This is a genomic window from Rothia amarae (genome assembly GCF_014705945.2).
Taxonomy (GTDB): Bacteria; Actinomycetota; Actinomycetes; order Actinomycetales; family Micrococcaceae; genus Rothia; species Rothia amarae.
In genome coordinates, this window is record NZ_CP061538.1 from 965,023 (window position 1) to 988,960 (window position 23,938).

At 51.8% G+C, this 23,938-nt stretch carries 16 protein-coding genes and 1 tRNA gene; 12 read left to right on the forward strand and 5 right to left on the reverse strand.

Annotation, left to right across the window (positions count from 1 at the left end):
* Positions 1–156: 156 nt before the first annotated feature.
* The gene (locus tag IDM48_RS04690; protein ID WP_238398048.1) at positions 157–591 is read right to left on the reverse strand and encodes a Fur family transcriptional regulator; all 435 of its coding nucleotides are present in this window, start codon (positions 589–591) and stop codon (positions 157–159) included.
* Positions 592–752: 161 nt separating this feature from the next.
* Between IDM48_RS04690 and IDM48_RS04695 the strand changes: the two genes are divergently transcribed.
* Together IDM48_RS04695 and IDM48_RS04700 are read left to right on the forward strand one after the other, a co-directional pair.
* Positions 753–1,403: an MBL fold metallo-hydrolase gene (locus tag IDM48_RS04695; protein ID WP_190618298.1), complete on the forward strand. Its 651-nt coding sequence runs from the start codon at positions 753–755 to the stop codon at positions 1,401–1,403.
* Positions 1,404–1,411: 8 nt separating this feature from the next.
* The gene (locus IDM48_RS04700) at positions 1,412–1,840 is read left to right on the forward strand and encodes an HIT family protein (RefSeq protein ID WP_151144440.1); all 429 of its coding nucleotides are present in this window, start codon (positions 1,412–1,414) and stop codon (positions 1,838–1,840) included.
* A 100-nt stretch (positions 1,841–1,940) separates the two neighbouring features.
* Here the strand turns inward: IDM48_RS04700 and hrpA are convergent, their stop codons facing one another.
* The 3 genes from hrpA to IDM48_RS04715 form a co-directional block, all read right to left on the reverse strand.
* The gene (gene hrpA, locus IDM48_RS04705; RefSeq protein WP_190618300.1) at positions 1,941–6,302 is read right to left on the reverse strand and encodes an ATP-dependent RNA helicase HrpA; all 4,362 of its coding nucleotides are present in this window, start codon (positions 6,300–6,302) and stop codon (positions 1,941–1,943) included.
* Between the two features lie 78 nt (positions 6,303–6,380).
* Positions 6,381–7,268, reverse strand: coding sequence for an alpha/beta hydrolase (locus IDM48_RS04710; RefSeq protein WP_190618302.1), 888 nt, complete (start codon positions 7,266–7,268; stop codon positions 6,381–6,383).
* Positions 7,269–7,310: 42 nt separating this feature from the next.
* Positions 7,311–7,383 (reverse strand) — tRNA-Arg (locus IDM48_RS04715).
* A 150-nt stretch (positions 7,384–7,533) separates the two neighbouring features.
* Between IDM48_RS04715 and argS the strand changes: the two genes are divergently transcribed.
* The 8 genes from argS (at position 7,534) to IDM48_RS04755 (ending at position 18,671) form a co-directional block, all read left to right on the forward strand.
* Positions 7,534–9,195 (forward strand): arginine--tRNA ligase, encoded by a 1,662-nt coding sequence (gene argS / locus IDM48_RS04720; RefSeq protein WP_190618305.1) that lies wholly within the window; start codon positions 7,534–7,536, stop codon positions 9,193–9,195.
* Complete coding sequence (locus IDM48_RS04725) at positions 9,196–10,680, forward strand: diaminopimelate decarboxylase family protein (protein ID WP_190618307.1); 1,485 nt, start codon at positions 9,196–9,198, stop codon at positions 10,678–10,680.
* A 67-nt stretch (positions 10,681–10,747) separates the two neighbouring features.
* Positions 10,748–12,043 carry a homoserine dehydrogenase gene (locus IDM48_RS04730; RefSeq protein WP_190618309.1) on the forward strand — a complete coding sequence of 432 codons (1,296 nt, stop codon included), beginning with the start codon at positions 10,748–10,750 and terminating at the stop codon, positions 12,041–12,043.
* Between the two features lie 29 nt (positions 12,044–12,072).
* Positions 12,073–13,071 (forward strand): homoserine kinase, encoded by a 999-nt coding sequence (gene thrB, locus IDM48_RS04735; protein ID WP_190618311.1) that lies wholly within the window; start codon positions 12,073–12,075, stop codon positions 13,069–13,071.
* Positions 13,072–13,382: 311 nt separating this feature from the next.
* Complete coding sequence (gene rho, locus IDM48_RS04740) at positions 13,383–15,488, forward strand: transcription termination factor Rho (RefSeq protein ID WP_190618313.1); 2,106 nt, start codon at positions 13,383–13,385, stop codon at positions 15,486–15,488.
* Between the two features lie 131 nt (positions 15,489–15,619).
* A complete protein-coding gene (prfA, locus tag IDM48_RS04745; RefSeq protein ID WP_377148698.1) occupies positions 15,620–16,699 on the forward strand; it encodes a peptide chain release factor 1 in 1,080 nt (359 codons plus the stop codon).
* Between the two features lie 3 nt (positions 16,700–16,702).
* Entirely contained in the window at positions 16,703–17,590 is an 888-nt protein-coding gene (gene prmC, locus IDM48_RS04750; protein ID WP_190618315.1) for a peptide chain release factor N(5)-glutamine methyltransferase, read from the forward strand.
* Positions 17,591–17,663: 73 nt separating this feature from the next.
* Positions 17,664–18,671 carry an L-threonylcarbamoyladenylate synthase gene (locus IDM48_RS04755; RefSeq protein WP_190618317.1) on the forward strand — a complete coding sequence of 336 codons (1,008 nt, stop codon included), beginning with the start codon at positions 17,664–17,666 and terminating at the stop codon, positions 18,669–18,671.
* 60 nt (positions 18,672–18,731) lie between these two features.
* Here IDM48_RS04755 and IDM48_RS04760 read toward each other — a convergent pair whose 3' ends face one another.
* On the reverse strand, positions 18,732–19,811 hold the full coding sequence (locus tag IDM48_RS04760; RefSeq protein WP_190618319.1) for an NAD-dependent epimerase/dehydratase family protein: 1,080 nt from the start codon (positions 19,809–19,811) through the stop codon (positions 18,732–18,734).
* A gap of 275 nt (positions 19,812–20,086) precedes the next feature.
* On the opposite strand from IDM48_RS04760, the gene IDM48_RS04765 reads away from it, so the two are divergent.
* Both IDM48_RS04765 and IDM48_RS04770 read left to right on the forward strand, forming a co-directional pair.
* A complete protein-coding gene (locus IDM48_RS04765; RefSeq protein WP_190618321.1) occupies positions 20,087–21,979 on the forward strand; it encodes a glycosyltransferase in 1,893 nt (630 codons plus the stop codon).
* Between the two features lie 3 nt (positions 21,980–21,982).
* Positions 21,983–23,830: a nucleoside-diphosphate sugar epimerase/dehydratase gene (locus IDM48_RS04770; protein WP_068170365.1), complete on the forward strand. Its 1,848-nt coding sequence runs from the start codon at positions 21,983–21,985 to the stop codon at positions 23,828–23,830.
* Positions 23,831–23,938: the final 108 nt, after the last annotated feature.

Here is a 23,938-nt window from a genome sequence, read left to right on the forward strand (position 1 = left end):
GGTGCTCGAAAGATAAAAACCGAGCAAGCACCCAACGCTGAATGAACCTTCTAGCATGCCTGGCTAGAGCTCGCAAATGCAATTCAGACCAGTCCAAGCTTGTTCACCGTACCGGTGTGCTTGGTCAGTTTCTTACCGATTGTTTGCATAAAATCTCTAGTGAGTAGTCTTAGCTCTCTTTTGACAGTCTGCGCATATTCCAGTGACTTCAATGACGTGATTGATATCCGCAAAACCAAATTTCTCACCGATTTCGTGCGCCCACGATTCTAAGTCCGGAACTTCTAGCTCTTCCGCTGCTCCGCAATTTCTGCACAATAGGTGGTGGTGATGGTGCTCCACAGCGCACTGGCGATAGATAGCCTCGCCGTCTTCTGTTTTGAGCACATCCACCTCGCCCTGCTCCGCCATCGACTGCAGAATTCTGTAAGTAGTCGCTAATGATACCGATTCGCCGCGGTTCACCATCAACAGATGAAGATCCTGCGCAGAGATGAAATCTTCAAGACCTTCTATGGTTGATTTCACTGTGCGACGTTGCTTTGTATTACGAATCTCGGGTTTAGGAGATGAACCTTGTGTTGAAGCCACGAAAGAATCCTTTGGTACAACGTACATAAATCGTCCCTAACCTTACACCAGCGCTCCAGCATATGGCGGGGTGTTTCTTGAAAGAGCAAATATCGTCTCAGGCATCAAGTACCTAGGCAGCAAACTGGAATTCCTGTTGTGCCCGCCACTAGGCTAGAGATATGAAACTTATTAAATATTCTCATTCATGTATTCGCCTCCAAAACAACAACAAAACGCTGGTGCTGGATCCGGGGAATTTCTCTGAGGTCGAAGAAGCTCTTGAAGGCGCTGACTTCATTCTCATCACCCACGCTCACCCTGACCACTTTGAAGCAGAGAAAGTGGCCGCTTTTCTAGAAGCTCACCCTGAAACTGAGCTCTATGCTCCACAGGCAGTGATTGACGACCTGAAAGACAAAGCCAAGGACGCCAAGCTCCATAACGCTGAAGCGGAGGAATCTTTCTCTCTGGAAGGATTCGACATCAAGACGTTCGGCGGACAGCACGCGTTGATTCACCCGTTGATTCGCACTATTGATAACGTCGGCTACCTCATCAATGATGAGCTGTTCCACCCCGGTGATTCGCTGGTCGTGCCTCACCAGCTCAAGGTAAAAACCTTGCTCGTACCTATCCATGCTCCCTGGAATAAGATTCAAGAAGTTATCGATTACATCATCGCTGTGGGAGCTGAGAAGGCATACCCCATTCACAATGCCCTCCTTTCGGAGAACGGGCACGGCATTATTGAAGGACAGCTGAAAAACTTCGGGGAAAAATACGGTACCGAGTACGTTCACCTGGAGCCCCGCGATGAGGTAGAGATCTAAGGAGAGACATGGCTACCGTTTTCACCCAAATTATTAACGGCGACATTCCCGGACGCTTCATTTGGAAAGACGAGAAAGCTGTGGCTTTCTTAACCATCGAACCCATGGGGGAGGGGCATACGCTCGTCGTCCCTCGTGAAGAAATCGATCACTGGATTGATTTACCTGCTGACTTGAACGCCCATCTTTTCGACGTGGCTCAGAAAATTGGTCAGGCACAGTCGCACCTCTTTACCGCAACTAAAATTGGTTTGATGATTGCAGGGTTAGAAGTGCCTCATACTCATCTGCATGTCTACCCGGTTAATGGATTAGCTGACTTTGGGCCAGAAGCTGTAGACCGTAACGTCGATGGCGCAACCCTGGACGCACACGCTGAGAAACTTCGTGCAGCTTTGCGCGAGGCGGGCTGGGAAGAGTTTGTACCTGAGTCCTAAGGCGTGCTCACTTTGATGTAATATGCATTTTCGGATGTTTTAGCCCCGGTTCTTCATCAGAAGAACCGGGGCTAAATTATTTCAGCATTTTGACAGATTGCTATGAATTTTTCAGATTCTCTAGAGCATCTCGTAGCGCTTTGCGAATCCGCTTTTCGGAAACGGTATAGGCTGTACCCAGTTCTTGAGCAAAGAAGCTTACGCGTAGCTCCTCAATCATCCAACCCACGTGTTCTAATTCATCAGAAACTTCGGTCCCTTGGGGCAAAGATTTCAGGGCTGAATCATATTCGTCTTCTAGTTCCTGTACCGCAATCATGAGCTGATTGTCGCGGTGCACCTGGGGTCCCAGCTTCTCAATGCGCTGAGTGATTGCTTTCAGGTAGCGGGGGAGATGAACCAGCTGAGAATACCCCGTCTGGGCTACGAATCCGGGATATATCAGGTGATCCAACTGAGCTTTCATATCTTGCATCGCGTGAATGACGCTCAACGAGGTGCTCTTTTTTATTTTCTTCTGCACAGCCGAAGCTTCTGCCAGGATATCCGCCACTAACTTGGTGACTTGGAAAACCGATTCAATGAGTTCTGCACGAACCTGCTGAAAAACTTTTTCAAATTCGTCGTGGGTAAAGGGCGCCTGCGCCGGTGTCAACATATCTACCGCTGCCACTGTGCAGTCACTAATGAGCGAATCAATAGAACCGTGCGGATTCTGAGTGAAGACGATTTTCTCTCGGTTCGACAGATGGTCACTCACATAGCGGATAGGCGAGGGCACCTTGAGATGAAGCAGACGAATGACGCCGCGACGTTGTGAACGCGCTGCTTCCGCTTCGGTGGGGAAGATTCTAATCCCCACGGTTTTTCCTTCGTCGAAGAGCGCCGGAAAACCGGCGACTTTTTGGGTAGCGATTACTCGTTCAATTTTGCGCGGAAGCTCTTGTGCGGGCCAGTCGGTCAAACCACTTTGCTCGCGAACGCCATGGGCAGCTGCGGACGCGTGTCCTGCTGTAACCGTCTTTCCCGCCAGTGCCAGGCGCTGACCCTTGGACTGGTCTCCACCTCGCTGCGCAGAGGATTGCTGCCTCTGAGCCATCTTGTTCATAGCAGCAAAAGTATCGGGTGAAGCCCCCAGCGATGCTGCCAGAGCAGAACGAATATGGGAGTGTAACTGGGTCTTGAGTAACTCGATATCGCGACCTTCACCCAAAATTTTATTGTGAGGGTTGCGCACCTGGAACGTGAAGCGAAGATACTCTGGTACCTGATCCCAGTTAAAGGCGGCAGGGTCAACTACAATTCCTCGAAGACGACGGAGCACCAGTGCCAAAGATTCGAGGAGGTTGTCCTCGGCAGGGGAGAACTCAGCGTTGAGTTTTGCCACTGCAGCTTGGGCGACGTCGGGCGCCGGCACAAAATTCTTCCTCAGCTGCTTAGGCAAGGACTTGATAAGTGCCGTGATGAGTTCAGTGCGTAGACCGGGAATCATCCACTCAAAGGGAGCTTGCTCCAGTTGATTGAGGAATAGGATAGGTACCTGCACGGCAATTCCGTCTGCCTTAGTCTCTGAACTGCGGACTCCCCCGATAGAAACCGATGGAGCAAATTCATAGCGCAGATCGAGGGTGAGTTCGCCTGATCCGGTATGAATCGTCCAGGTTCGGGGAAAGAGCGATTCGTCGTAGTCTGCAGCTTCTTCATCGATGAGATGATCGGGGTTGAAATCCAACAGATGCTCGTTCTTTGTCCGCTCCTCTTTCCACCAGCGATCAAAATGACGTTCGGAGTAGATATTCTCTGGCAACCGGGCATCGTAAAAATCAAAGAGCGTCTGATCGTCTACGCGCAGATCACGACGGCGCAGGCGAGCTTCGAGTTCCTCGATCTCAGCCAACGCGCGCTGATTTCGCTCAAAGAACTTGTGATGGGTTCGCCAGTCGCCTTCAACGAGGGCGGAGCGAATGAACATTTCCCGTGCTGCCTGAGGGTCAATACGCCAGTATTGCACTCTGCGATCCGCAATCACGGGCACTCCAAAGAGTGTGACCTTTTCATGTGCCATGACCGACCCTTGAGCCGATGACCAATGAGGATCAGAGTACTGTTTTTTTACCAGGTGAGAGCCGACTTCTTCAATCCACTCGGGCTTGACCTCTGCATTGACTCGTGCCCACAGGCGGGATGTCTCTACTAATTCAGCCGAAACAATCCACTCGGGATTTTTCTTGAACAATCCAGAACCTGGGAAGATTTGGAAACGGGTACCCCGAGCGCCCATGTACTCGTGGCGGGCTCGTTCATCTTTGAGGCCAATATGAGAGAGCAAGCCCGAAAGTAGCGACTTATGAAGATCGACCTCGTGGGCTGCGGGATTGATATCTCTGCCGCGGCTCACTGAGATGCGGGCTGACCGTCCAATCTCAGCCAGCTGTGCATAAAGATCCTGCCATTCACGCACTCGCAAGAAATTCAGGAATTCTCGATGACACAACTTGCGGAACTGACTGGAAGAGAGCTCCTGCTGCTTTTCGTTGATGAAATTCCACAGCAAGAGATAGCTGGAGAAGTCAGATTTTTCGTCTTTGAAGCGTGCATGCTGAGTATCAGCTTCTGCCCGACGCTCGGTGGGCCGTTCTCGCGGGTCTTGCACAGTCAATGCCGCGGCGAGAACCATCATTTCTTTGGCACAACCGCGCTGATCTGCCTCGACAATCATGCGCGCCAAACGGGGATCAACGGGTAGCGCTGCCATCTTGCGCCCCACACCGGTCAGTGGCGTAGCGGGCGAACGGCGTCCACGCGTAGCCTGCTGGAAGTTCTTCTGGCGCAGAGCGCCCAGCTCCCGCAGGAGGTTGACGCCATCGTTGATAGCGCGGGTCTCTGGCGGCTGCACAAAGGGAAAGCGCTCAATATCGGAGATAGCTTTTACCACTCCAATAGAGGTCATCTGCAAAATCACCGCAGCCAGGTTGGTACGCAAAATCTCAGGGTCGGTAAATTCTGGGCGGGAAAGGAAATCTTCTTCAGAATAGAGACGAATAGCAATACCATCTGACACGCGCCCACAGCGGCCCGACCGTTGGTTAGCGCTCGCCTGGGAAATACGCTCAATGGGAAGGCGCTGAACTTTGGTACGCGAAGAATAACGTGAAATGCGGGCGGTGCCTGTATCAATCACATACTTGATACCAGGTACTGTCAGTGAGGTTTCTGCAACGTTGGTTGCCAACACGATGCGCGGGCGTGAACCGGGGCGGAACACCTGAGTTTGCTCTTGCATCGAGAGGCGGCCGAACAGGGGTAATACCTCATAGTGGGGTAGCCTCCGAGTGGAGCGAATCATGTCCTCAATGGCATCTTGAGCATCGCGGATTTCTCGCTCCCCCGAGAAGAAGATGAGGATATCGCCGGGATCTTCTGCCGCCAATTCGCGAATCGCGTCCAAGATACCCTCGATGGGATCACGATCTTCGTCCTCTAAACCGTCGTCGGCGTCGTTGTCTTCGCCCTCGGTTGGCACATTCAGCGGACGGTAGCGGATTTCAACGGGATAGGTTCTGCCTGACACCTCGATGATGGGAGGTGCGTCATCTGGCAGCGTTGCCTCAGCAATTTCCTTTTCTTCAGCGCTCAGAGAGTCATCGACAATTCCGACCCCAGGCACAAAGCTGGGCGAAAAATGGCGAGCAAAACGCTCGGGGTCAATGGTGGCAGAAGTAATGATGATTTTAAGATCGGAGCGCTGACCCATAATGCGTTTGAGATAACCAAGAATGAAGTCAATATTGAGGCTTCGTTCGTGCGCTTCATCAATAATGATGGTCGAATACTTTTTCAGTAGCGGGTCATTTTGAATCTCTGCTAGCAAGATGCCGTCGGTCATCAATTTGATCGCCGAATGCTCGCCCACCTCGGAGGTGAAGCGAACCTGATACCCCACTGTCTGACCAATGTTCTGACCGAGTTCTTCAGCAATACGTTCAGCAACAGATCGAGCAGCCAGACGGCGGGGCTGAGTATGCCCGATCAGCCCGGTTTCGCCCAGACCAAGTTCTAAACACATTTTAGGAATCTGGGTAGTCTTACCTGAGCCCGTTTCACCGGCGATAATAACAACCTGGTTCTCAGCAATTGCTTTTTTGATATCTTCCCGGCGTTCGGAGACCGGAAGTGCAGGAGGAAAGCTGATGGTGCTGGGAATAAAAGGCTTGTACTCCCGAGAGGTTATTTTGCGCTCGCCTCTGTTACGGTTCTGATTCTGCTGAGAAGAGCGAGCTGACCCGCGTTTCTTACGCTGAGTTGCCCCGGAGCTTTTCTGCCTTGCAGAGTTATTTTTCTGCACAGGATGTGCAACATCTGCTTGCGGTGCAGGGGTCGACGCGCGGGTATTCGCCGCATGCATAGTGGCGGCAATGTGGGAAAGTGAGGGTGAGGCGGAGCCTGAATGATTCTTAGACATACTGAAAAATCATTGTAGAACAGCCACAGCGTAGGGGAAAGAAGTTTGCCGCAGGCGTAGCGAGCGCTGGGTAGATAGTTAAGGGGTGGAAAAGCCCTTTGAGTCTAGTTGCTGCTGCACCCAGCGCACCATTGAGTGCAAAGATTCATCGGTGTAGCACCGTAAATCGGCATGCTCAGCATCGGGGATTAGATATAGCTCCGTCTCGATACCGCGCTGTTGCAACGTTTCATAGACCCTGCTGGATTGGAGGTGAGGCACGCACGTATCACCTAATCCATGAAGAAGATAAAGCGGTGCGCAGCGGCGCGCACCGGCAGGGCTTGCGTGGGAAATAATATCGAGCGGTTGAGCCTTGGACCAGTTCAATTCTGCCTGCGAACCCGCCGGCGCAGGAAAGTTACTGCCCAGAAGAAGGCATTCGGCGTCGTCGTCTTCAGGGTGCACGCGGGGAAAACCGCAGATTTCGCGGTCATCGTAGATGGTTCGAAGATCGGAAACCCCGTAAATACTCACTGCGCACGTGACTTCTGCAGAACCGGAGGTCAGCGCACCATCATAATAAGAATCGCCTAAAGTACCTGTAGCCGCAGCCAGCATGGTGAGGTGACCACCAGCAGAACCACCGACTAACACAATCTTGCGAGGGTCAATCTGAAATGATGTGGCGTGTTTGCGAAAGTGCGCAATGGCAGCTTTGACATCATGAATCTGGGCAGGAAATTGCGCCTGGGACGAGAGTCTGTAATTGATGGAGGCACAGGCGAAGCCCGCAGCTGAGAAGAATTCGCGAAGGCGGTGCACACCATTTTCGCTGGATTCAAGAGAATCTTTAGAGCCATAGCGCCACGCGCCACCGTGGACATAGACCACCAGGGGAGCCGGATCTGAAGAATTTGCCGGATAGAACGTATAACTTTGCGCATCAAGGTGTCCGCGGGTATAAAAACCGGTTGTGCTCTTCATAGTCTTCTCTCTAGTTCAAAAGAAAAAGGTTAAAAAGAAAAGTGCCCCTGAAAGGATTCGAACCTTCGACAACCAGTACCGGAAACTGGTGCTCTATCCACTGAGCTACAGAGGCACGTGCTTCAGCGTTAGCTAAAACAGCACGTCACTACCTTACCAGATTCTTAGGCATCTCTTTCATTTCCGTCGTATGGAATCACCTTGCGATTCACATCGCAAGATGGGCTTCTTCGTCTGCACCTGCGCTTTGGGTAGACTTATTCCCATGACACCCGAAGAACTCTCAGATGCAATCTCAACTGCCCTTGCAACCACTCTAGAATCTGGCGAACTGACTCTTGTCGATGGCGCCGAACTGCCCGAAATTAGGGTTGAACGGCCAAAGAACCGCGATCACGGCGATTGGGCAACAAACGTTGCATTGCAGATTTCTAAAAAGGTGGGCAAGAATCCCCGCGAGGTAGCTACTATTTTGAGCGAAAAAATTGCTCAGATTGACGGCGTCGCCCAGGTCGATATCGCTGGTCCAGGCTTCCTCAATATCATTCTGGACGCCGGTGCCGCCGGGGAAATTGCCCGCACGATTGTCGAGGCAGGGGAGAAGTTTGGTACTAATTCAGAGCTAGCCGGCCAAACCATCAACCTGGAGTTCGTTTCCGCGAACCCCACTGGTCCCATTCACTTGGGTGGAACCCGCTGGGCTGCGGTGGGTGATTCACTGGCGCGTATTTTGCAGGCTGAAGGTGCACATGTGGTGCGCGAATACTACTTTAACGATCACGGTACACAGATTGACCGTTTTGCTCGTTCACTTCTAGCGCGTGCTCAGGGCAATGCTGCCCCTGAGGATGGCTACGGTGGCGAGTACATCACCGACATCGCCAATCGCGTCATGGCTGAGCATCCTGAGGCGCTGACTTCAGAGGATCCTCAAGAAGTGTTCCGTGCTGCTGGCGTGAAATTTATGTTTGAGGACATCAAAAAGACCCTGCATGATTTCAAGGTAGATTTTGATGTTTTCTTTCACGAGAACTCCCTCTTTGAAGAGGGCAAAGTAGATGAACTCCTCGAGAAACTCAAGACCAGCGAGCACCTCTACTTCAAGGACGGTGCATGGTGGCTGAAATCAACTGATTTTGGTGATGACAAAGACCGCGTAGTGATTAAATCAGACGGAAACGCCGCTTATATCGCTGGCGATATCGCCTATTTCCAAGACAAGATTAATCGCCCCGAGAACCCCGCTGACATCGCCATCTATATGCTCGGTGCAGACCACCACGGCTACGTCGCGCGCCTTAAAGCAGCTGCAGCAGCGCTGGGAGATAACCCCGACCGTGTTGAAGTGATGATTGGTCAAATGGTGAACTTGGTACGCGATGGCAAGCCCGTTCGGATGTCCAAACGTGCCGGCACCATCGTCATTCTTGAAGATTTGGTAGAAGCTGTGGGCGTTGACGCCGCACGTTATACCTTGACTCGTTACTCTGTAGATTCAAACATTGATATTGATCTTGATTTGCTGACCAAGCAGTCTAATGAAAACCCTGTCTTCTATGTGCAGTATGCTCACGCTCGTACCTGCAACGTGGCTCGTAACGCAGAAAAAGCTGGGGTTGATACTTCCAGCTTTGATGCGTCCCAGCTCAACACAGAAGCTGACAACGAACTCATCGCCGTCCTCAGCCAGTTTCCACAGGCAGTCAAAGAGGCAGCGACCTTCCGCGAACCCCACCGCATCGCCCGCTACATCGAAACACTGGCAGGCTCTTACCATCGCTGGTACGGAAACTCCCACGTGGCACCTAAGGGCGAGGAAGAAATCACGGACCTGCACCGCGCACGTCTCATGCTCAACAACGCAGCCGGTCAGGTTCTCTCTAACGGATTGAACATGCTTGGCGTAACAGCACCGGAGAAGATGTAAATGAGTGATTCCTCAACTCTTTTCAAACCAGATTGGTTGGAAGTACCAGCGCATCCCGCAGACCTCAACCGCACCATATGGACCGATAGCTTCAGCCGTAATGATTCCGGTGAACTCGAAGTAGACGGCGTAGCGGTCAGCGCTTTGCGTGAGCAATTTGGCACCCCCGAATACATCTTCTCAGAGACGACTTTCCGTGCTCGCGTTGCAGAGTTCAAAAATGCATTCACCTCTGCATTTGCTGAGCACGGTGCCGAGGTCTCGGTTTACTATGCCGCCAAATCATTTTTGACGACGGCGGTGGCGCGGTGGGCTCTTGAAGAAGGGCTCAACCTCGATACCGCTTCAGGCGGCGAGTTAGCCCTTGCTCTGCGTGCTGAAGTTCCCGGGCAACAGATTGCTTTACACGGAAACAATAAATCGGATGCGGAAATTCGCCGCGCTCTGGAGAATCAGGTAGGCCGCATCGTCGCCGATTCTGTCTATGAGGTTCAGCAGATCGCGCGCATAGCCAGCGATATGGGAGTAGTAGCACCTCTGATGCTGCGTGTTACCCCCGGTGTTCACGCTTCTACCCATGACTACATTGCCACCGCGCACGAAGACCAGAAGTTTGGTCAGTCGATGGTCGCTGGAACTGCGATGCTGGCAGGATTTACCACCGAACAAATCAACGCCTTAGGTTTGAGCGACGAGGATTCTTACGCAACCGTTGCTGCCGCTGTAGCTTTAGGCGAGGATTCTATAAACCTTCGTGGTCTGCACTGCCATATTGGGTCTCAGATTTTTGAGGCAGAAGGATTCTCCAAAGCCGCCGAAAAAGTTTTGGGCTTTATGAACGAGTTGAACCACCGTTTCGACGTCACCCTAGCTGAAATTGATTTGGGCGGCGGTTACGGCATCGGGTATATCGAGGGGGAGTCCCCTCGCCCTGCGTTAGATGTCGCCACAGAACTTGCTGATTCGGTGTCCAAAACATGCGCTGATTTAGGAATGGAAATTCCACATTTGTCCTTTGAACCCGGGCGTTCTATCTCGGGTCCATCAGGTATCACCCTCTATACGGTGGGCACTATCAAAGACGTAGCAATCGAAGACGAAGCGGGAGCGTCTCGCGTTCGTCGATATGTATCAGTAGATGGCGGAATGAGCGATAATGCTCGTCCGGTTCTTTACGACGCCGATTACACGGCGGTGCTAGCAAATCGTGAGCCGAGGGGAATTCAGGTTCTTTCTCGTGTGGTAGGTAAACACTGCGAATCGGGCGATATTGTGGTGCGCTTTTGCTACTTACCTGCAGATTTGATGGCGGGGGACATCCTGGCAGTTCCAGCAACAGGCGCCTACTGCTATGCACTCAGTTCCAATTACAACTACCTCACTAAACCGCCAGTAGTGGCAACAGCCCAGGATAGCGTTCCTCGTCTGATGGTTCGGGGGGAGACTGAAGAAGAAATGCTGAGCCGGGATTTAGGGCTCGTCTAATCTGGCAGGTCTTCGATGCTGAGCATCGGAAGATTCCCCTAACATTTCTAAGCAGGAGTATAAAAACATGTCACAGCCTGAAAAAATCAAGGTCGCTTTGCTCGGTGCGGGCAACGTAGGTTCACAGGTCGCTCGTATTTTGCTGGAAGACAGCGATCTTATTCGCCAGCGCATTGGGGTTCCTGCTGAACTCATCGGTATTGCCGTACGTGATACTGAAGCGCCCCGGCAGGTACCTCTGGCTGCAGCTTTGCTGACAGATGATGCTGAGGTCTTGATTGATCAGGCAGATGTGGTGATTGAGCTAACCGGCGGAATTGAGCCTGCTCGTACTCGCATCTTGAGGGCGCTTCATGCTGGCAAACCTGTAGTTTCTGGAAATAAGGCTCTGCTGGCAAAGCATGGTCAGGAACTCCAAGCAGCGGCGAATCAGAACGGTGTACAGCTCTCCTTTGAGGCAGCAGTCGCCGGGGCCATCCCCATCTTGCGCCCCCTCCGCGATTCTCTAGCAGGCGATAAAATTACGCGTGTTTTGGGCATTATGAACGGCACCACCAATTTTATCCTCGACCAAATGGATACAACCGGCGCCCAATTTAATGATGTCCTTAAAGAAGCTCAGCGGCTTGGATATGCCGAAGCAGATCCGACCGCCGATATTGAGGGGTATGATGCGGCGTCCAAAGCTGCCATAGTTGCTTCTTTGGCATTCCATTCGGAATTTACGATTGATGACGTTCACTGCGAAGGTATTACCTCCATTACTGCCCACGACGTGCAGGCGGCTAAAGATGACGGATTCGTCATCAAGCTTCTCGCCATTTGCGAGCTGGATGGTGACGGCGTCAATATCCGGGTCAATCCCACTTTGGTTCCTCAGGAACATCCCTTGGCATCGGTACATGATGCCTATAACGCTGTTTTTGTGGAAGCAGAGAATGCCGGCGAATTGATGTTCTACGGTCCAGGAGCAGGCGGTGCTCCGACAGCCTCTGCCGTGATGGGCGATTTCGTTTCATTGGCCCGCCGCATGGTTTTGGGCGGTGCGGGTGTCCCTGAATCCAACCATGCTGCTTTGCAGTCGACACCGATGGCGGCAGTGGTCTCTCGCTATTCAGTCGGACTTATCGTCGAAGATAAGTTAGGTGTGCTTGCCAATATCGCTCGGATTTTTGCTGAACACGGTGTTTCTATTCAAACGATGCGCCAGACCAAGTTTGAAAAAGATGGTCAGTTCTCTGCAGCTTTGCGCATCGTGACGCATCAGGCAGCTGATTCAAATTTGAGAAAGACGATGGCTGTCGTGGATTCTTTGGACGCCGTGCGCTCGATTGCTTCGGTCATTCGAGTTGAGGGTAAATAATCCCCTTACCTGTTCAAAATTATCCCTTCATGACGACGAAAGGTTGTTCCTTGCTGACTGCCGATTCCATCCCGGTGGGTACCACCGTTCGCGTTAAAGTACCCGCATCGAGCGCTAACCTGGGTCCCGGTTATGACTCAATGGGGCTGAGCTTAGCTTTCTACGATGAAATTGAGGTCACACGCATCGCGCGGGGGCTAGAATTTGAACTTTCAGGGCAGGGGAGTGAAGAAATAGCCCGCGATGCCAATCATCTGGTGATTCGTGCGATGAACCGCTGCTTTCAATACGCCGGGCTGCAAGACTTTCCGGGTATCCGGTTGAAAGCGCACAACCAGATTCCTCATTCGCGAGGGATGGGCTCTTCGGCTTCTGCCATTGTGGCAGGAGTCGTCGCAGCCAACGAACTTCTCCCGAAGACGGCGCGGTTGAGCTTTGCTGAGATACTGCAAATTTGCTCGGATATGGAAGGTCACCCAGATAACGTAGCGCCGTCTTTGCTCGGTCACCTCACGGTTTCCTGGGGGACCACCTCTGCATGGGAAACCCTGCCCATTGCTGTAAACCCCCGCATTCTGCCCGTCGTAGCAATTCCTGACTATGAGGTGCCCACCAAGCAGGCGAGGGCATTACTGCCAGAGAACGTGCCGCACGCTGATGCTGCCCGAAATTCCGCTCGTTCGGCATTGCTTACTCAAGCGCTTTCCCAAGCCCCAGAACATTTGCTGGCTGCTACTGAAGACTACCTACACCAGTCTTACCGAGTTAACGCAATGGCGCCTTCAGCCGTCTTGGTGAGAACCCTGAGAGAACGCGGATACCCTGCAGTAATTTCAGGGGCAGGGCCGACCGTCATCATTTTTGCCCGAGGTGAGGAAGAACGCACAGAAATAATAAGCGCTATCGATGCCGCTCAAAATGACCCACAGGTAGACTCATTTGCCGGCGAAAAGCTTTCCTGGCGCGTACTACCCGTGAACATCGATACAGAAGGTGTTATAGTTTTACGTGTTGACTCAGCAAATTAATTTTTGCAGAGCGTAACTCACAGAGTTCAAATTACCGCTTCCAGGTAGTGTGAATCGTGATGATTTAATTTTTTTTATTTGAGGTTCTCTTAAGTACCTCTCATGAAATCACGTAATGCGTTCTAGAGCGGGCATAGCCGTGCAGACTCTTCGCATTACTTCAAGTAGCTATTCGTATGTTTGAGGCATTAGCCTCAGATACCCATGCGGATGCCTGCACCGTGTGCCAGCTGATCTGATGCTGAGCACGGCACGTATCTGATGTGCCAAACCGAAAGATTTTTCGAACTTTTCGAGGGGAAGGGACCTTCGTGGCAGAATCCACCGACCGCACTGCGGCTCCGGAAGAAACCAAATCACCATCATTGAGCAGCCTCAAACTTGCTCAGCTACAGTCTTTAGCATCCCAGCTTGGCATTACTGGCGCTCGCCGTATGCGTAAATCCGACCTGGTAGACGCTATTACTAACCATCAGCGCGGAGCTTCAGCAGAACGCGTAGAACAGCAGAATGCTCAAGAAGCTTCATCTTCTGATTCTGAAAATGCGCAGAGCGCTGAGAAGCCGAAGCGTAAACGTGCACCCCGCAAAAAAGCGGAGAGCATTGAGCAGGTAGAGACCGCCTCAGAGCAGAACACTCACAGTGCTCAGACGGAAAACGCTTCGCGAACTGAAGAAGAGTCTAAGAAGGCTCCGGCGCGTCGTAATCGCCGTGCAACTTCAGCCGGTGTTCAGAATACTGAGCATAAAGCCGATGAAAACGAATCGGTAGATGCCTCTTCTGAGCAGGGCGAAGGTTCGGAAGACAACTCTGAACGCACTAACCGTCGTTCACGAACCCGCTCTGATCGTCGTCGTCGCAATTCTTCTTCTGAGAAGCAGAACGACGAAAACAACTCAGCAGATTCTTCAGCGCAGTCTGAATCGACTCCTGTTCAGCAGAACAACCAGCAGTCGGACTCCGAGAAGAACGATGAGTCCGATTCTGAGCGGTCAAACTCCCGCAAGCGCACTCGCACCAAGCGTAACGGTGAGAAAAACGATCGCGGCGACCGCAATGAACGCAACGATCGTTCTGAGCGCAATGAGCGAAACGATCGCTCCGATCGCAACAACCGTTCAAACGACCGCGAAAACTTTGGCAACGGTCCTGACGACGACAGCCGCAACAACCGCAAACGTAACCGCCGCGACCGCCAAAACGAGCGTCGTAACCGCAACCGCCGTAATACTAATGAGTACGATGAGCCTGAGATCACCGAAGACGACGTCCTCGTACCTGTAGCCGGGATCCTTGATGTTCTGGATAACTATGCGTTCGTCCGTACGTCCGGTTACCTACCCGGTGCATCCGATGTGTACGTTTCCCTCAACCAGGTGAAGCGTTACGGTTTGCGCAAGGGCGACGCCGTAGTGGGCGCAATCCGCGCACCGCGTGAAAACGATAACAAGAACAACCAGCGCCAGAAATTCAATGCGCTAGTTCAGCTGACTTCTATCAATGGTCTTGCGCCTGAAGAGTCAAAGAACCGCCGTGATTTCTCCAAGCTGACTCCTCTGTATCCCCAGGAACGCTTGCGACTGGAAACAGAGCCGAAGAAGATGGGCACCCGCGTGGTCGACCTCATCGCTCCCATCGGTAAGGGTCAGCGCGGTCTGATTGTCTCGCCTCCTAAAGCTGGTAAGACTTTGATGCTGCAGTCGATTGCAAATGCGATTACCACCAACAATCCTGAGGTTCACCTCATGATGGTCTTAGTCGACGAGCGTCCTGAAGAAGTGACCGATATGCAGCGTACCGTCAAGGGCGAAGTTATTGCTTCGACCTTCGATCGCCCTGCAGACGATCACACGACTGTTGCTGAACTTGCCATCGAGCGTGCTAAGCGCCTCGTAGAGCAGGGGTTGGACGTCGTCGTATTGTTGGATTCGATGACTCGTTTGGGTCGTGCCTACAACCTGAGTGCTCCTGCTTCAGGTCGTATCCTCTCCGGCGGTGTCGATTCTGCTGCGCTGTACCCACCGAAGAAATTTTTTGGTGCTGCCCGCAACATTGAAGAAGGTGGCTCGCTGACCATTCTGGCGACTGCTCTGGTAGAAACCGGATCCAAGATGGATGAGGTTATCTTCGAAGAATTCAAGGGAACCGGCAACATGGAGTTGCGTCTGTCCCGTCAGCTGGCGGACAAGCGTATTTTCCCCGCCGTTGATGTCAATTCATCCGGCACCCGCCGTGAAGAAAACCTGCTGTCCTCTGAGGAAATCAAGATTATGTGGCGTTTGCGCCGCGTACTTGCAGGGCTGGATCAGGAGCAGGCTTTGGGCGTTCTGACCTCCAAACTGCGTGAGACTCAGTCCAATGTAGAGTTCTTGCTGACCGTTCAGAAGTCCGGTTTGGGAACCTCCTCTAACGACTAACACTTAAAAAGTGCACTGTCTGCTCTATTTCGATGCTGGGCAGTGCACTTTCGCACCCGCGCGGTTCAGCCGCGTTTTTGATGTGATGACATTCGGGAACTAAGTCCCGTTGATCTAAAAGAAGGCATATTTTGTACGAAATTCAGTCTTTGCTTGATGAGCATGCTGATTTGCAGAAGCAGTTGGCTGACCCCGCTGTGCACGCAGACCAGGGTAAGGCTCGTAAACTAGGGCGTCGCTATTCGGAGCTGAACGGCATCGTTGAAGCCTACAAGCGCGTAGGTGCGCTCACCGATGACTTGGAAGCAGCTCGTGAGATGGCTTTAGAAGACCCCGAGTTTGCTGCAGAAGTTCCCGAGCTGGAAAAGCAGTTGACCGAGGCTAACGAGCGTTTACGTCACCTGCTTATTCCCCGCGATCCTGATGACGGTCGTAACGTCATTCTTGAGGTCAAGGGTGGTGAAGGCGGCGACGAAGCAAGCCTTTTCGCAGCTGATCTATTGCGTATGTATACTCGCTACGCAGAGTCTAAGGGCTGGAAGACAGAAATGATTTCTTCCAATATGACTGACGTGGGCGGCTATAAAGACGTTCAGGTTGCTATCAAGACCTCTTCTACCGATCCTGCAGATGGCGTGTGGGCGCATTTCAAGTATGAAGGTGGCGTTCACCGCGTACAGCGTGTGCCGGCTACAGAATCTCAAGGGCGTATCCACACTTCCGCCGCTGGTGTTTTGGTCTTTCCCGAGGTCGATGAGCCTGAGGAAATTGAGATTTCCCAGAATGACTTGAAGATTGACGTGTACCGCTCATCTGGTCCCGGTGGTCAGTCCGTGAATACCACTGACTCCGCTGTGCGTATTACTCACTTGCCGACCGGTATTGTGGTTGCTATGCAGAACGAAAAGTCTCAGATTCAGAACCGTGAAGCCGCTATGCGCGTGTTGCGGGCTCGTCTGTTGGCGTGGCAGCAGGAACAGATTGACGCGGAAAACGCTGAAAAGCGCCATTCTCAGGTGAAAACGATGGATCGCTCCGAGCGTATCCGTACTTATAACTTCCCGGAAAACCGAATTGCCGACCACCGTACCGGTTACAAGGCTTACAATCTGGATGCGGTTCTCAACGGTGACCTTGAGGCAGTCATCCAGTCTGCTATTGATGTGGATGAGAAACACCGTCTTGAGCAGCTGGGACAGGAAGAAAACTAAGTCTTGGCAGAATCATTTGAGCAGTTGCCCGGCGAAGAACTTAAAGAAGTTCTTCGCCGGGCTTCGGCGTATCTTGCAGAAGCCGGGGTAGAGAATCCTAGGGTCGACGCCGAGCTTTTGGCGGCATACTGCATGAGTAAGGCGAGCGGGGAAAGTATTTCACGGGGTCGGGTACAGAGTCTGGAGCTCATTGGAGCACCTGCACCCGAAGGGTTTACCGACCTTATTGCTGAGAGGGCTCAAAGAATTCCTCTTCAGCATTTGACCGGCGTCGCGTATTTCAGGCAACTAGAGCTGGCTGTGGGGCCGGGAGTTTTTATCCCTCGCCCTGAGACAGAAGAGCTGGTAAGCCGGGTTCTGACAGAAGTGGATTCCCAGCAGACATCACCGCTGAAAATTGTAGATTTGTGTACCGGTTCGGGGGCGATCGCCGCCAGCATCGACGTCGAGCGCCCGGGGCATTCCGTTTTTGCGGTGGAACTGAGTGAGCTTGCGATAGCGTGGACCACCCGCAATATTGTGGGCACCGCGGTGAAACTCATCCATGAAGATGCAACTCGTGCTCTAGCAGGACACGAATCCACCTTCGATATTGTTGCTTCGAACCCGCCCTACATTCCGAACGGTGCTGTTCCTCAAGATACCGAGGTACGCGAGTACGATCCACAGATGGCTCTGTACGGTGGTAGCGAAGATGGGCTCAAGATTCCTCGCACTATTTGCCAGCGAGCAGCTGAGCTCCTCAAACCCGGAGGTTTTCTTATCATGGAGCATGCAGAGACCCAACGTGATGGCATGCGAACCATCTTGGCAGAGTCTGGGTTTGAAAGAATTGAATCTATCGATGATTTAACCGGCAGGCCCCGCCACACCGCAGGGTATCTTGGTTAAGTCTTCCGACTCTTTTCGATATCACAGAACCACTTATCTATTGTGTCCGCTCTGAACGTGAGAGAATGGCAGCGTGAAAGCAACCGTATATTCAACAGAAACTACCGAAGCTCGCAATGAAGCTATCGAGGCTGCTCGAGTAGCTTTACGCGAGAACAAAGCCATTGTGCTACCCACTGATACCGTGTACGGTATCGCGGCTGATGCGTTCTCGCATGCCGGCGTCAGTACGCTGCTGGCAGCGAAGGGTCGGTCACGCACTATGCCGCCTCCGGTTTTGATTTTTGATGAAGCTGTTCTGCCCGGTCTTGCCGATGAAGTTTCTGACGATGCCACTGCGCTTGCTCGTAAATTCTGGCCGGGTGCTTTGACTCTCATTCTTTATTCACAGCCATCTTTGAGCTGGGATTTGGGAGAGACCCAGGGAACAGTAGCGTTGCGTGTGCCTAACGATTCTTTGACAATCCAGCTTCTGAGGGAAATTGGGCCGTTAGCGGTTTCTTCTGCCAATAAGACCGGGCAACAGGCTGCAACCACCGCTGAGGCAGCCGCTGAACAATTGGGCGAAGACGTCGAAGTTATTATTGATGGCGGACGCCGCCCCATTGGAGCCCATGAAGATGCCCTTCCTGCAGAAGCGCTTCCTTCCACTATCGTTGACTGCACTGCAGACCGACTCGTAGTGGTTCGTGAAGGTGCTATTAGCATGGAAGAGCTACGGCAGGTTGTGCCCTCTATCATTACTAAAGAAGAGCTAGAAGCCGAGAATCGACAGTCCACTGCTGAGCGCGCGGAAGAGCGCCGGGCAGCTAGTTCATTGGTTGAAGAAGCAGAGAGTCCTACAGCTTCTGCCCCAGTGGGATTGGGCGATGGGCCGCGTGCTTCTGCCCCTGCAGCCGGATCTTTCAATGCCCATCTTGTTGAAGGTGGGCAGGGTACTGCACGCGTAGATCAAATGCGCACCAAGGAAAGTATTCGCCAGGAAATCGCACGAAGGGAAGCAGCCGTTAAACCACTTTCTCAAAGTGATGCCCGCAAACTTCTCTTTGATGATGCTGATTCCCATAAATCTAACGAGTAGCCTAAGGCCCCACAAATATATCGGGTGCATCTGAACTGATGCACCCGATATATTTATGTTCTATTTGTCTTTTTTGAATTTTCGATCATATTTTTTGCCTAACCCTAAATGGGCTGATCGTAGGACTTCTTGTACACGGTGTTGGGGGAGCAGACCATTCTCTCGTGCCCAGGAATCGTCGACGTCCTGACCAAACCACATGACCTCTGCCCTGCGTACTGAGCCCTGCAATCTATCATTCAAAAGTCCGGATAGAGCATACCCGGCTTTCACTGCCACGGTGCAGAGTGGGGCAGGGATGTGGAGGGGGCGACGCCGTCCGGCGTCAACAATGACAGATTCACAGGTGGTTCCTTCCCACGGCTGAACCACAATCCTCGGCAACTCGCCGGAAAACTGACCGAGCATCGAAACGAATTCTGCCAGAGCGTAGGAGGACGAAACAGGGGATTTATGACTGCCGGATCCGGCTACTGAAGCCAAAGGAGATGAAGAAAATTTAGCAAAAGATTCGGTGGTGCGCCGTCCCGCCCCTTGCACGCTGGTTGCACGAACGACGCACGTCTCTAACGCGTGGTGAGCCGAAACTGAAGCGGGAGAAAACGAGGGGGCAGCGGGGAACGAGGAATTGGCAGAGCCTGGAGCTACGCCGGCGGCGGCTTTTTCTTCTACGTAATCTGCGATGCGTAAGAGAACATCTTCACCCAGTGCCTTGGAATAAGAATATGCAGAAAATGGCTCGGTGCGTGGAGAATCATCGAGAACGGGGCGGGGCCCCTGAACAGCGGCAGAGGAAAGATGAATGAGTCTTTTCACTCCGGTACGCTGAGCAGCAATAGCAATGACGGCGGGAAGCAATGCGTTTGCACCCAGCAAGGGAGCTATGTCCTGCTGGTTCGGAGCTGCCAAACCGGAAGCATTTATGACTACTTCGGCACCTGCAAAAGAATCCGCAAGAGAATCGATAATGTCTTCGAGCTTGCGAGCATCGCGAATAATTTGATTTGCATCACGTTGGCTGGTTGCCAGGCGAGGGGCCTCGATGGGATCTGCTTCGATACCATCAATTTTAAGACGGGTCAGAATCGAAGACCCAACAAATCCGCTTGCACCGATTACTTTCCATGCAGATACCGACATATCGATCCTTTCAAAGGGAAGAAGAGTTTATATAAACTTTCATGACTAACTTTCGCACATATCTGCAGAGAATTTGTACTAAACACAGCAGACTTTTAGCGAGTGAACAGGCAATCAGAGTGAACACAGAGCACCGATTCAGTAAACTAAATGAGTTGAACTATCGTAGGTTCTTTGAACTCAAATATTTTTTCTGATGTATTTGCTGCGATAGTTTGAGTTTCTCCCGCATCTGCCCCGGATGCAGGCTACCGAAAGGAATCGGTCTCCTCGTTATGACTTCACCTAAGATACAGAGCGAAATGGCTCATGAAGCGAGCCCTCGGGTTGTTGCGGTAGTGGTGACGTATAACCGGCAGGAATTGTTACCGGTGACCTTGAAAGGTATTGCATCTGGAGATCAACTACCTGCCGCAGTAGTAATTATCAATAATGCTTCAACCGACGGTACCGCAGAATATCTAGAGAACTTGGAATATTCGTTACCTGTCGACATCGTCAATCTTTCCAAAAATCTTGGGGGAGCTGGCGGGTTCACGGTTGGTATTGATCGTGCTTTGGTGCGGCATAAAGCTGATTTGATCTGGGTCATGGACGACGACACAGAACCCACCGAGAGTACTCTGAGTGAAGCTGTCAAAGCCTGGTCTAACTACCGAGGGGCACATGGGGAGCATCCCGCATTTGTAGCATCAAAGGTAGAGTGGACAGATGGCCGCGATCATCCGATGAATACGATGCGTACTAAATTCGGTGCTTCAGCTGCTGAATTTTCCCGGGCAAGAGTCGTGGGCGCACGCCCAATTCGATCGGCATCTTTCGTGTCAGTGATGATGGATGCGACAGTCATGCGCCGCGAAGGCTTACCTATCGCAGATTTCTTCATTTGGAATGATGACTTCGAATATACGACACGGTTAGCGCATGGCAGAGATGCTATCGCGACTTCTCAATCTGTGGTTATCCACCACACCAAGAGCGCGGGCAATACTGATTTCAATCCGGGACCGCGATTCTATAATGATGTACGCAATAAGTTGTGGCTTTTTTGTCGACGACGTACCCTCACTCCGCTGGAAAAATTTCTGTATGGGGGTTCTACCCTTCGTCTGTGGATTACTACGGTGTTGCGTACCGATGATAAGAAGACCTATCTGACTTACCTTGCTCGGGGTATCAAAGATGCGCTGGTTCCTTTCCGGTCTAACGATGAAGTGTTGCGGGGGATCTATGAATTGGAGTTTCCACGCTTCGCTCAGCAATGGAGGGAACAAAACAGCCAGCAAGAGGAAAATCCTCCGTTTTCCGTGCTGATGAGCACTTATGCCCAGGACAATCCCCTGTATTTGGACCAAGCGATTGCCTCAAATCTTCGAGATCAGACAGTGCGGCCACATCAGTTTGTTGTGGTAGCCGATGGTCCGTTAACTCCTGAGCTCAACGCCATTCTTGAAAAATGGGAATCTCTTGCTGTCTCGGAGAAACTCACAGATTTCACTATCGTCCGCCAACCTGAAAACAGTGGTTTAGCCTCAGCGCTCAATCTTGGACTGCAGGCTTGTAAGTTTGAACTTGTGGCTCGAGCAGATTCCGACGATATATCCCTCCCCGAGCGTTTTGAGGAACAGCTTGAGGCGATGGCAGGAACCAATCTTGCCGTCCTGGGAAGTGCTCTGTATGAAGTAGATGCCTCAGGACAAAAAGAGCTGGCTGTGCGGAAAGCAACCTGTACGTCTTTGGAAATAGCCCGTGTGCTTCCTCAACGAAATCCAATCTTTCATCCGACTGTGATGTTCAGGAAGTCAGCAGTGCTATCGGTAGGTAGCTATGAAGAAGTACCTGGTGCAGAAGATTACTGGCTATGGGCAAGGCTAAACCAAGCAGGGTATGGTTTGAAGAACCTACCCCAACCATTGGTGAAGTACCGCACTGAAGTGGGTGCATATACAAAGCGCGGGGGAGTGCAGGCACTTAAACAGGATATTCAGGTGCAAAAACGACTCTATCGTGGTCATGTTGTTTCCGCACCGCGCGTCGCACAAAATCTCTTGGTACGTTCGGCATATCGGTTTATCCCACTGAGCTTGAGGCAGAAATTGTTCCGTCGATTCTTCACCGAATCCTCAGTGGCTTCCAACCCTGAGCAACCTCAAAGTAAGGAGAAATAGTCTATGGCTTCTCCTACGACTCAATCTATTCCAGTCGTCGAACAGCCTAATACGGATCGTAAACCCTGGTGGCGGTTTGTGCAGATGTTCTTGGACGCACTGGCTTGGCTGATTGCTCTTCCTATTGGTTTCTTTTTGCGCTATGGCGATGCTGATCTCATCAATCCCTCTGGGCTGGTGATAGTAGCTGCTCTGGCCGTACTTATTCAGCTGGGTTTGGGATATGCGCTGGGGCTCTACCGCAACCGTTTCTCCTACGGTAGTTTTTCGGAGGCAATGCTGCTCTACCCAGTAGTGGTAGTGGACATAATCGTCATTCAGATTGTGCTTCTGCTTTTTGCCTGGCATATTGATGTACCTCGGTCAGTGGTCATTATTGCTTTCCCTTTTGCCATCATGGCGATGATGATTATGCGTTATGCCAAGCGCATTGTTGAAGACATTATGAATCGTCCAGATTCGGAAAAAAGTGAACCGGTTATCGTCTATGGCGGCGGCTTTGTAGGGCGGTCGTTGGTCGCTTCTCTCATGTCGGATCCTGAAAGCCAGTACATGCCGGTTGGGATTGTGGACGACGATCCTGCGCTGCGTAACGCTCGTATTCATTCGGTGAATGTTATTGGACGGGGAACCGACCTTCCCACGCTAGTCAAACGCTATGGCGTCAGCAAAGTTTTCTATGCGATGAGTGACCCCCACGAAAAATCTTTTGAGCGTCTTGCTTTGAAGATGCGGGAACTCGACGTGCAGGTACACAAAATCACCGGCATGATATCTGAACTCACTGCAGGATCTGACGGCGAGCCTGAAGATGCAAACCGCATGATTATCGAAGGTGTCCGCGGCAAAATTGATTACGACATCAACGACGAGGATATTAGCTCCTACATCACGGGGAAAAGGGTGCTTGTCACAGGAGCCGGTGGCTCAATTGGATCAGAATTGTGCCGGCAAATTATCAAGTACAATCCCGAAGAACTGATGTTGCTCGATCATGATGAAACTTTGCTGATGGAAAGCAAATATTCTTTGCTGGGTAGTACTGCCCTGGATGATAATTGCATCATCTTGGCAGACATTCGTGATGCAGAGGCTATCGACGCGGTATTTGAAGAGCGGAGACCTCACGTAGTTTTCCATGCCGCAGCACTTAAACATGTATCTGCACTTGAGGCTTACCCCAAGGAAGCCTGGAAAACTAATACTTTGGGTACGAAAAATGTGCTTGAAGCTGCAGCTTCAGTTGAAGTTGAAGTATTTGTGAATGTTTCAACCGATAAAGCCGCCGATCCTACGACAGCTCTAGGGCAGTCAAAGCGTACTGCAGAAAAGCTCACCAGCTGGTTCGGGCAACAGACCGGACGACGGTATGTGTCGGTTCGCTTCGGCAATGTGTTTGGGTCGCGAGGTTCAGTCAAGCCCATCTTTACTCAGCAGATTAAAGACGGCGGACCCATTACTGTGACCCACCGAGATGCGACTCGATTCTTTATGCTTATCCCCGATGCTTGCATGCTCGTCATGCTCGCAGGATCCATTGGGAATTCTGGGGATGTCATGGTGCTCGATATGGGCAAGCCCGTACGCATCTACGACGTGGCGGAAAACCTTCGCCGCCTTTACGAGCGGTACGACGTCGATATTGAAATTACTCAGATGCGCCCGGGTGAAAAGCTTGAAGAAGTTCTCTTTGGCAAAGACGAAAAGATGGAACAGAGCGAGAAAAATCCTTATATTTCTCACGCGCAAACGCCGCCACTTTCGCCGGAAGAACTGGATTATTCTACGTGGCACACCAACTATCTAGCATCGCGCGGTTATCAGCGAGATGAGCATCGGGGGCAACAATAGTGCCGGGATTATCCATACAAGCACCCGTGATGGTGGTTCCTGCCCTGGTCGCTCTAGTGTTGGGCCTGTTGTTACCGTTTTTTGTTAAACCTCTCTTGCACCGCTGGA

What these genes read in the sequence shown, in the direction of transcription:
- IDM48_RS04700 (WP_151144440.1), top strand. Translation starts at nt 1,412, where the DNA reads ATGGCTACCGTTTTCACCCAAATTATTAACGGCGACATTCCCGGACGC.
- IDM48_RS04725 (WP_190618307.1), top strand. Translation starts at nt 9,196, where the DNA reads ATGAGTGATTCCTCAACTCTTTTCAAACCAGATTGGTTGGAAGTACCA.
- IDM48_RS04770 (WP_068170365.1), top strand. Translation starts at nt 21,983, where the DNA reads ATGGCTTCTCCTACGACTCAATCTATTCCAGTCGTCGAACAGCCTAAT.
- hrpA (WP_190618300.1), bottom strand. Translation starts at nt 6,302, where the DNA reads ATGTCTAAGAATCATTCAGGCTCCGCCTCACCCTCACTTTCCCACATT.
- IDM48_RS04710 (WP_190618302.1), bottom strand. Translation starts at nt 7,268, where the DNA reads ATGAAGAGCACAACCGGTTTTTATACCCGCGGACACCTTGATGCGCAA.
- IDM48_RS04760 (WP_190618319.1), bottom strand. Translation starts at nt 19,811, where the DNA reads ATGTCGGTATCTGCATGGAAAGTAATCGGTGCAAGCGGATTTGTTGGG.
- thrB (WP_190618311.1), top strand. Translation starts at nt 12,073, where the DNA reads ATGACGACGAAAGGTTGTTCCTTGCTGACTGCCGATTCCATCCCGGTG.
- IDM48_RS04730 (WP_190618309.1), top strand. Translation starts at nt 10,748, where the DNA reads ATGTCACAGCCTGAAAAAATCAAGGTCGCTTTGCTCGGTGCGGGCAAC.
- argS (WP_190618305.1), top strand. Translation starts at nt 7,534, where the DNA reads ATGACACCCGAAGAACTCTCAGATGCAATCTCAACTGCCCTTGCAACC.
- IDM48_RS04765 (WP_190618321.1), top strand. Translation starts at nt 20,087, where the DNA reads ATGACTTCACCTAAGATACAGAGCGAAATGGCTCATGAAGCGAGCCCT.
- IDM48_RS04695 (WP_190618298.1), top strand. Translation starts at nt 753, where the DNA reads ATGAAACTTATTAAATATTCTCATTCATGTATTCGCCTCCAAAACAAC.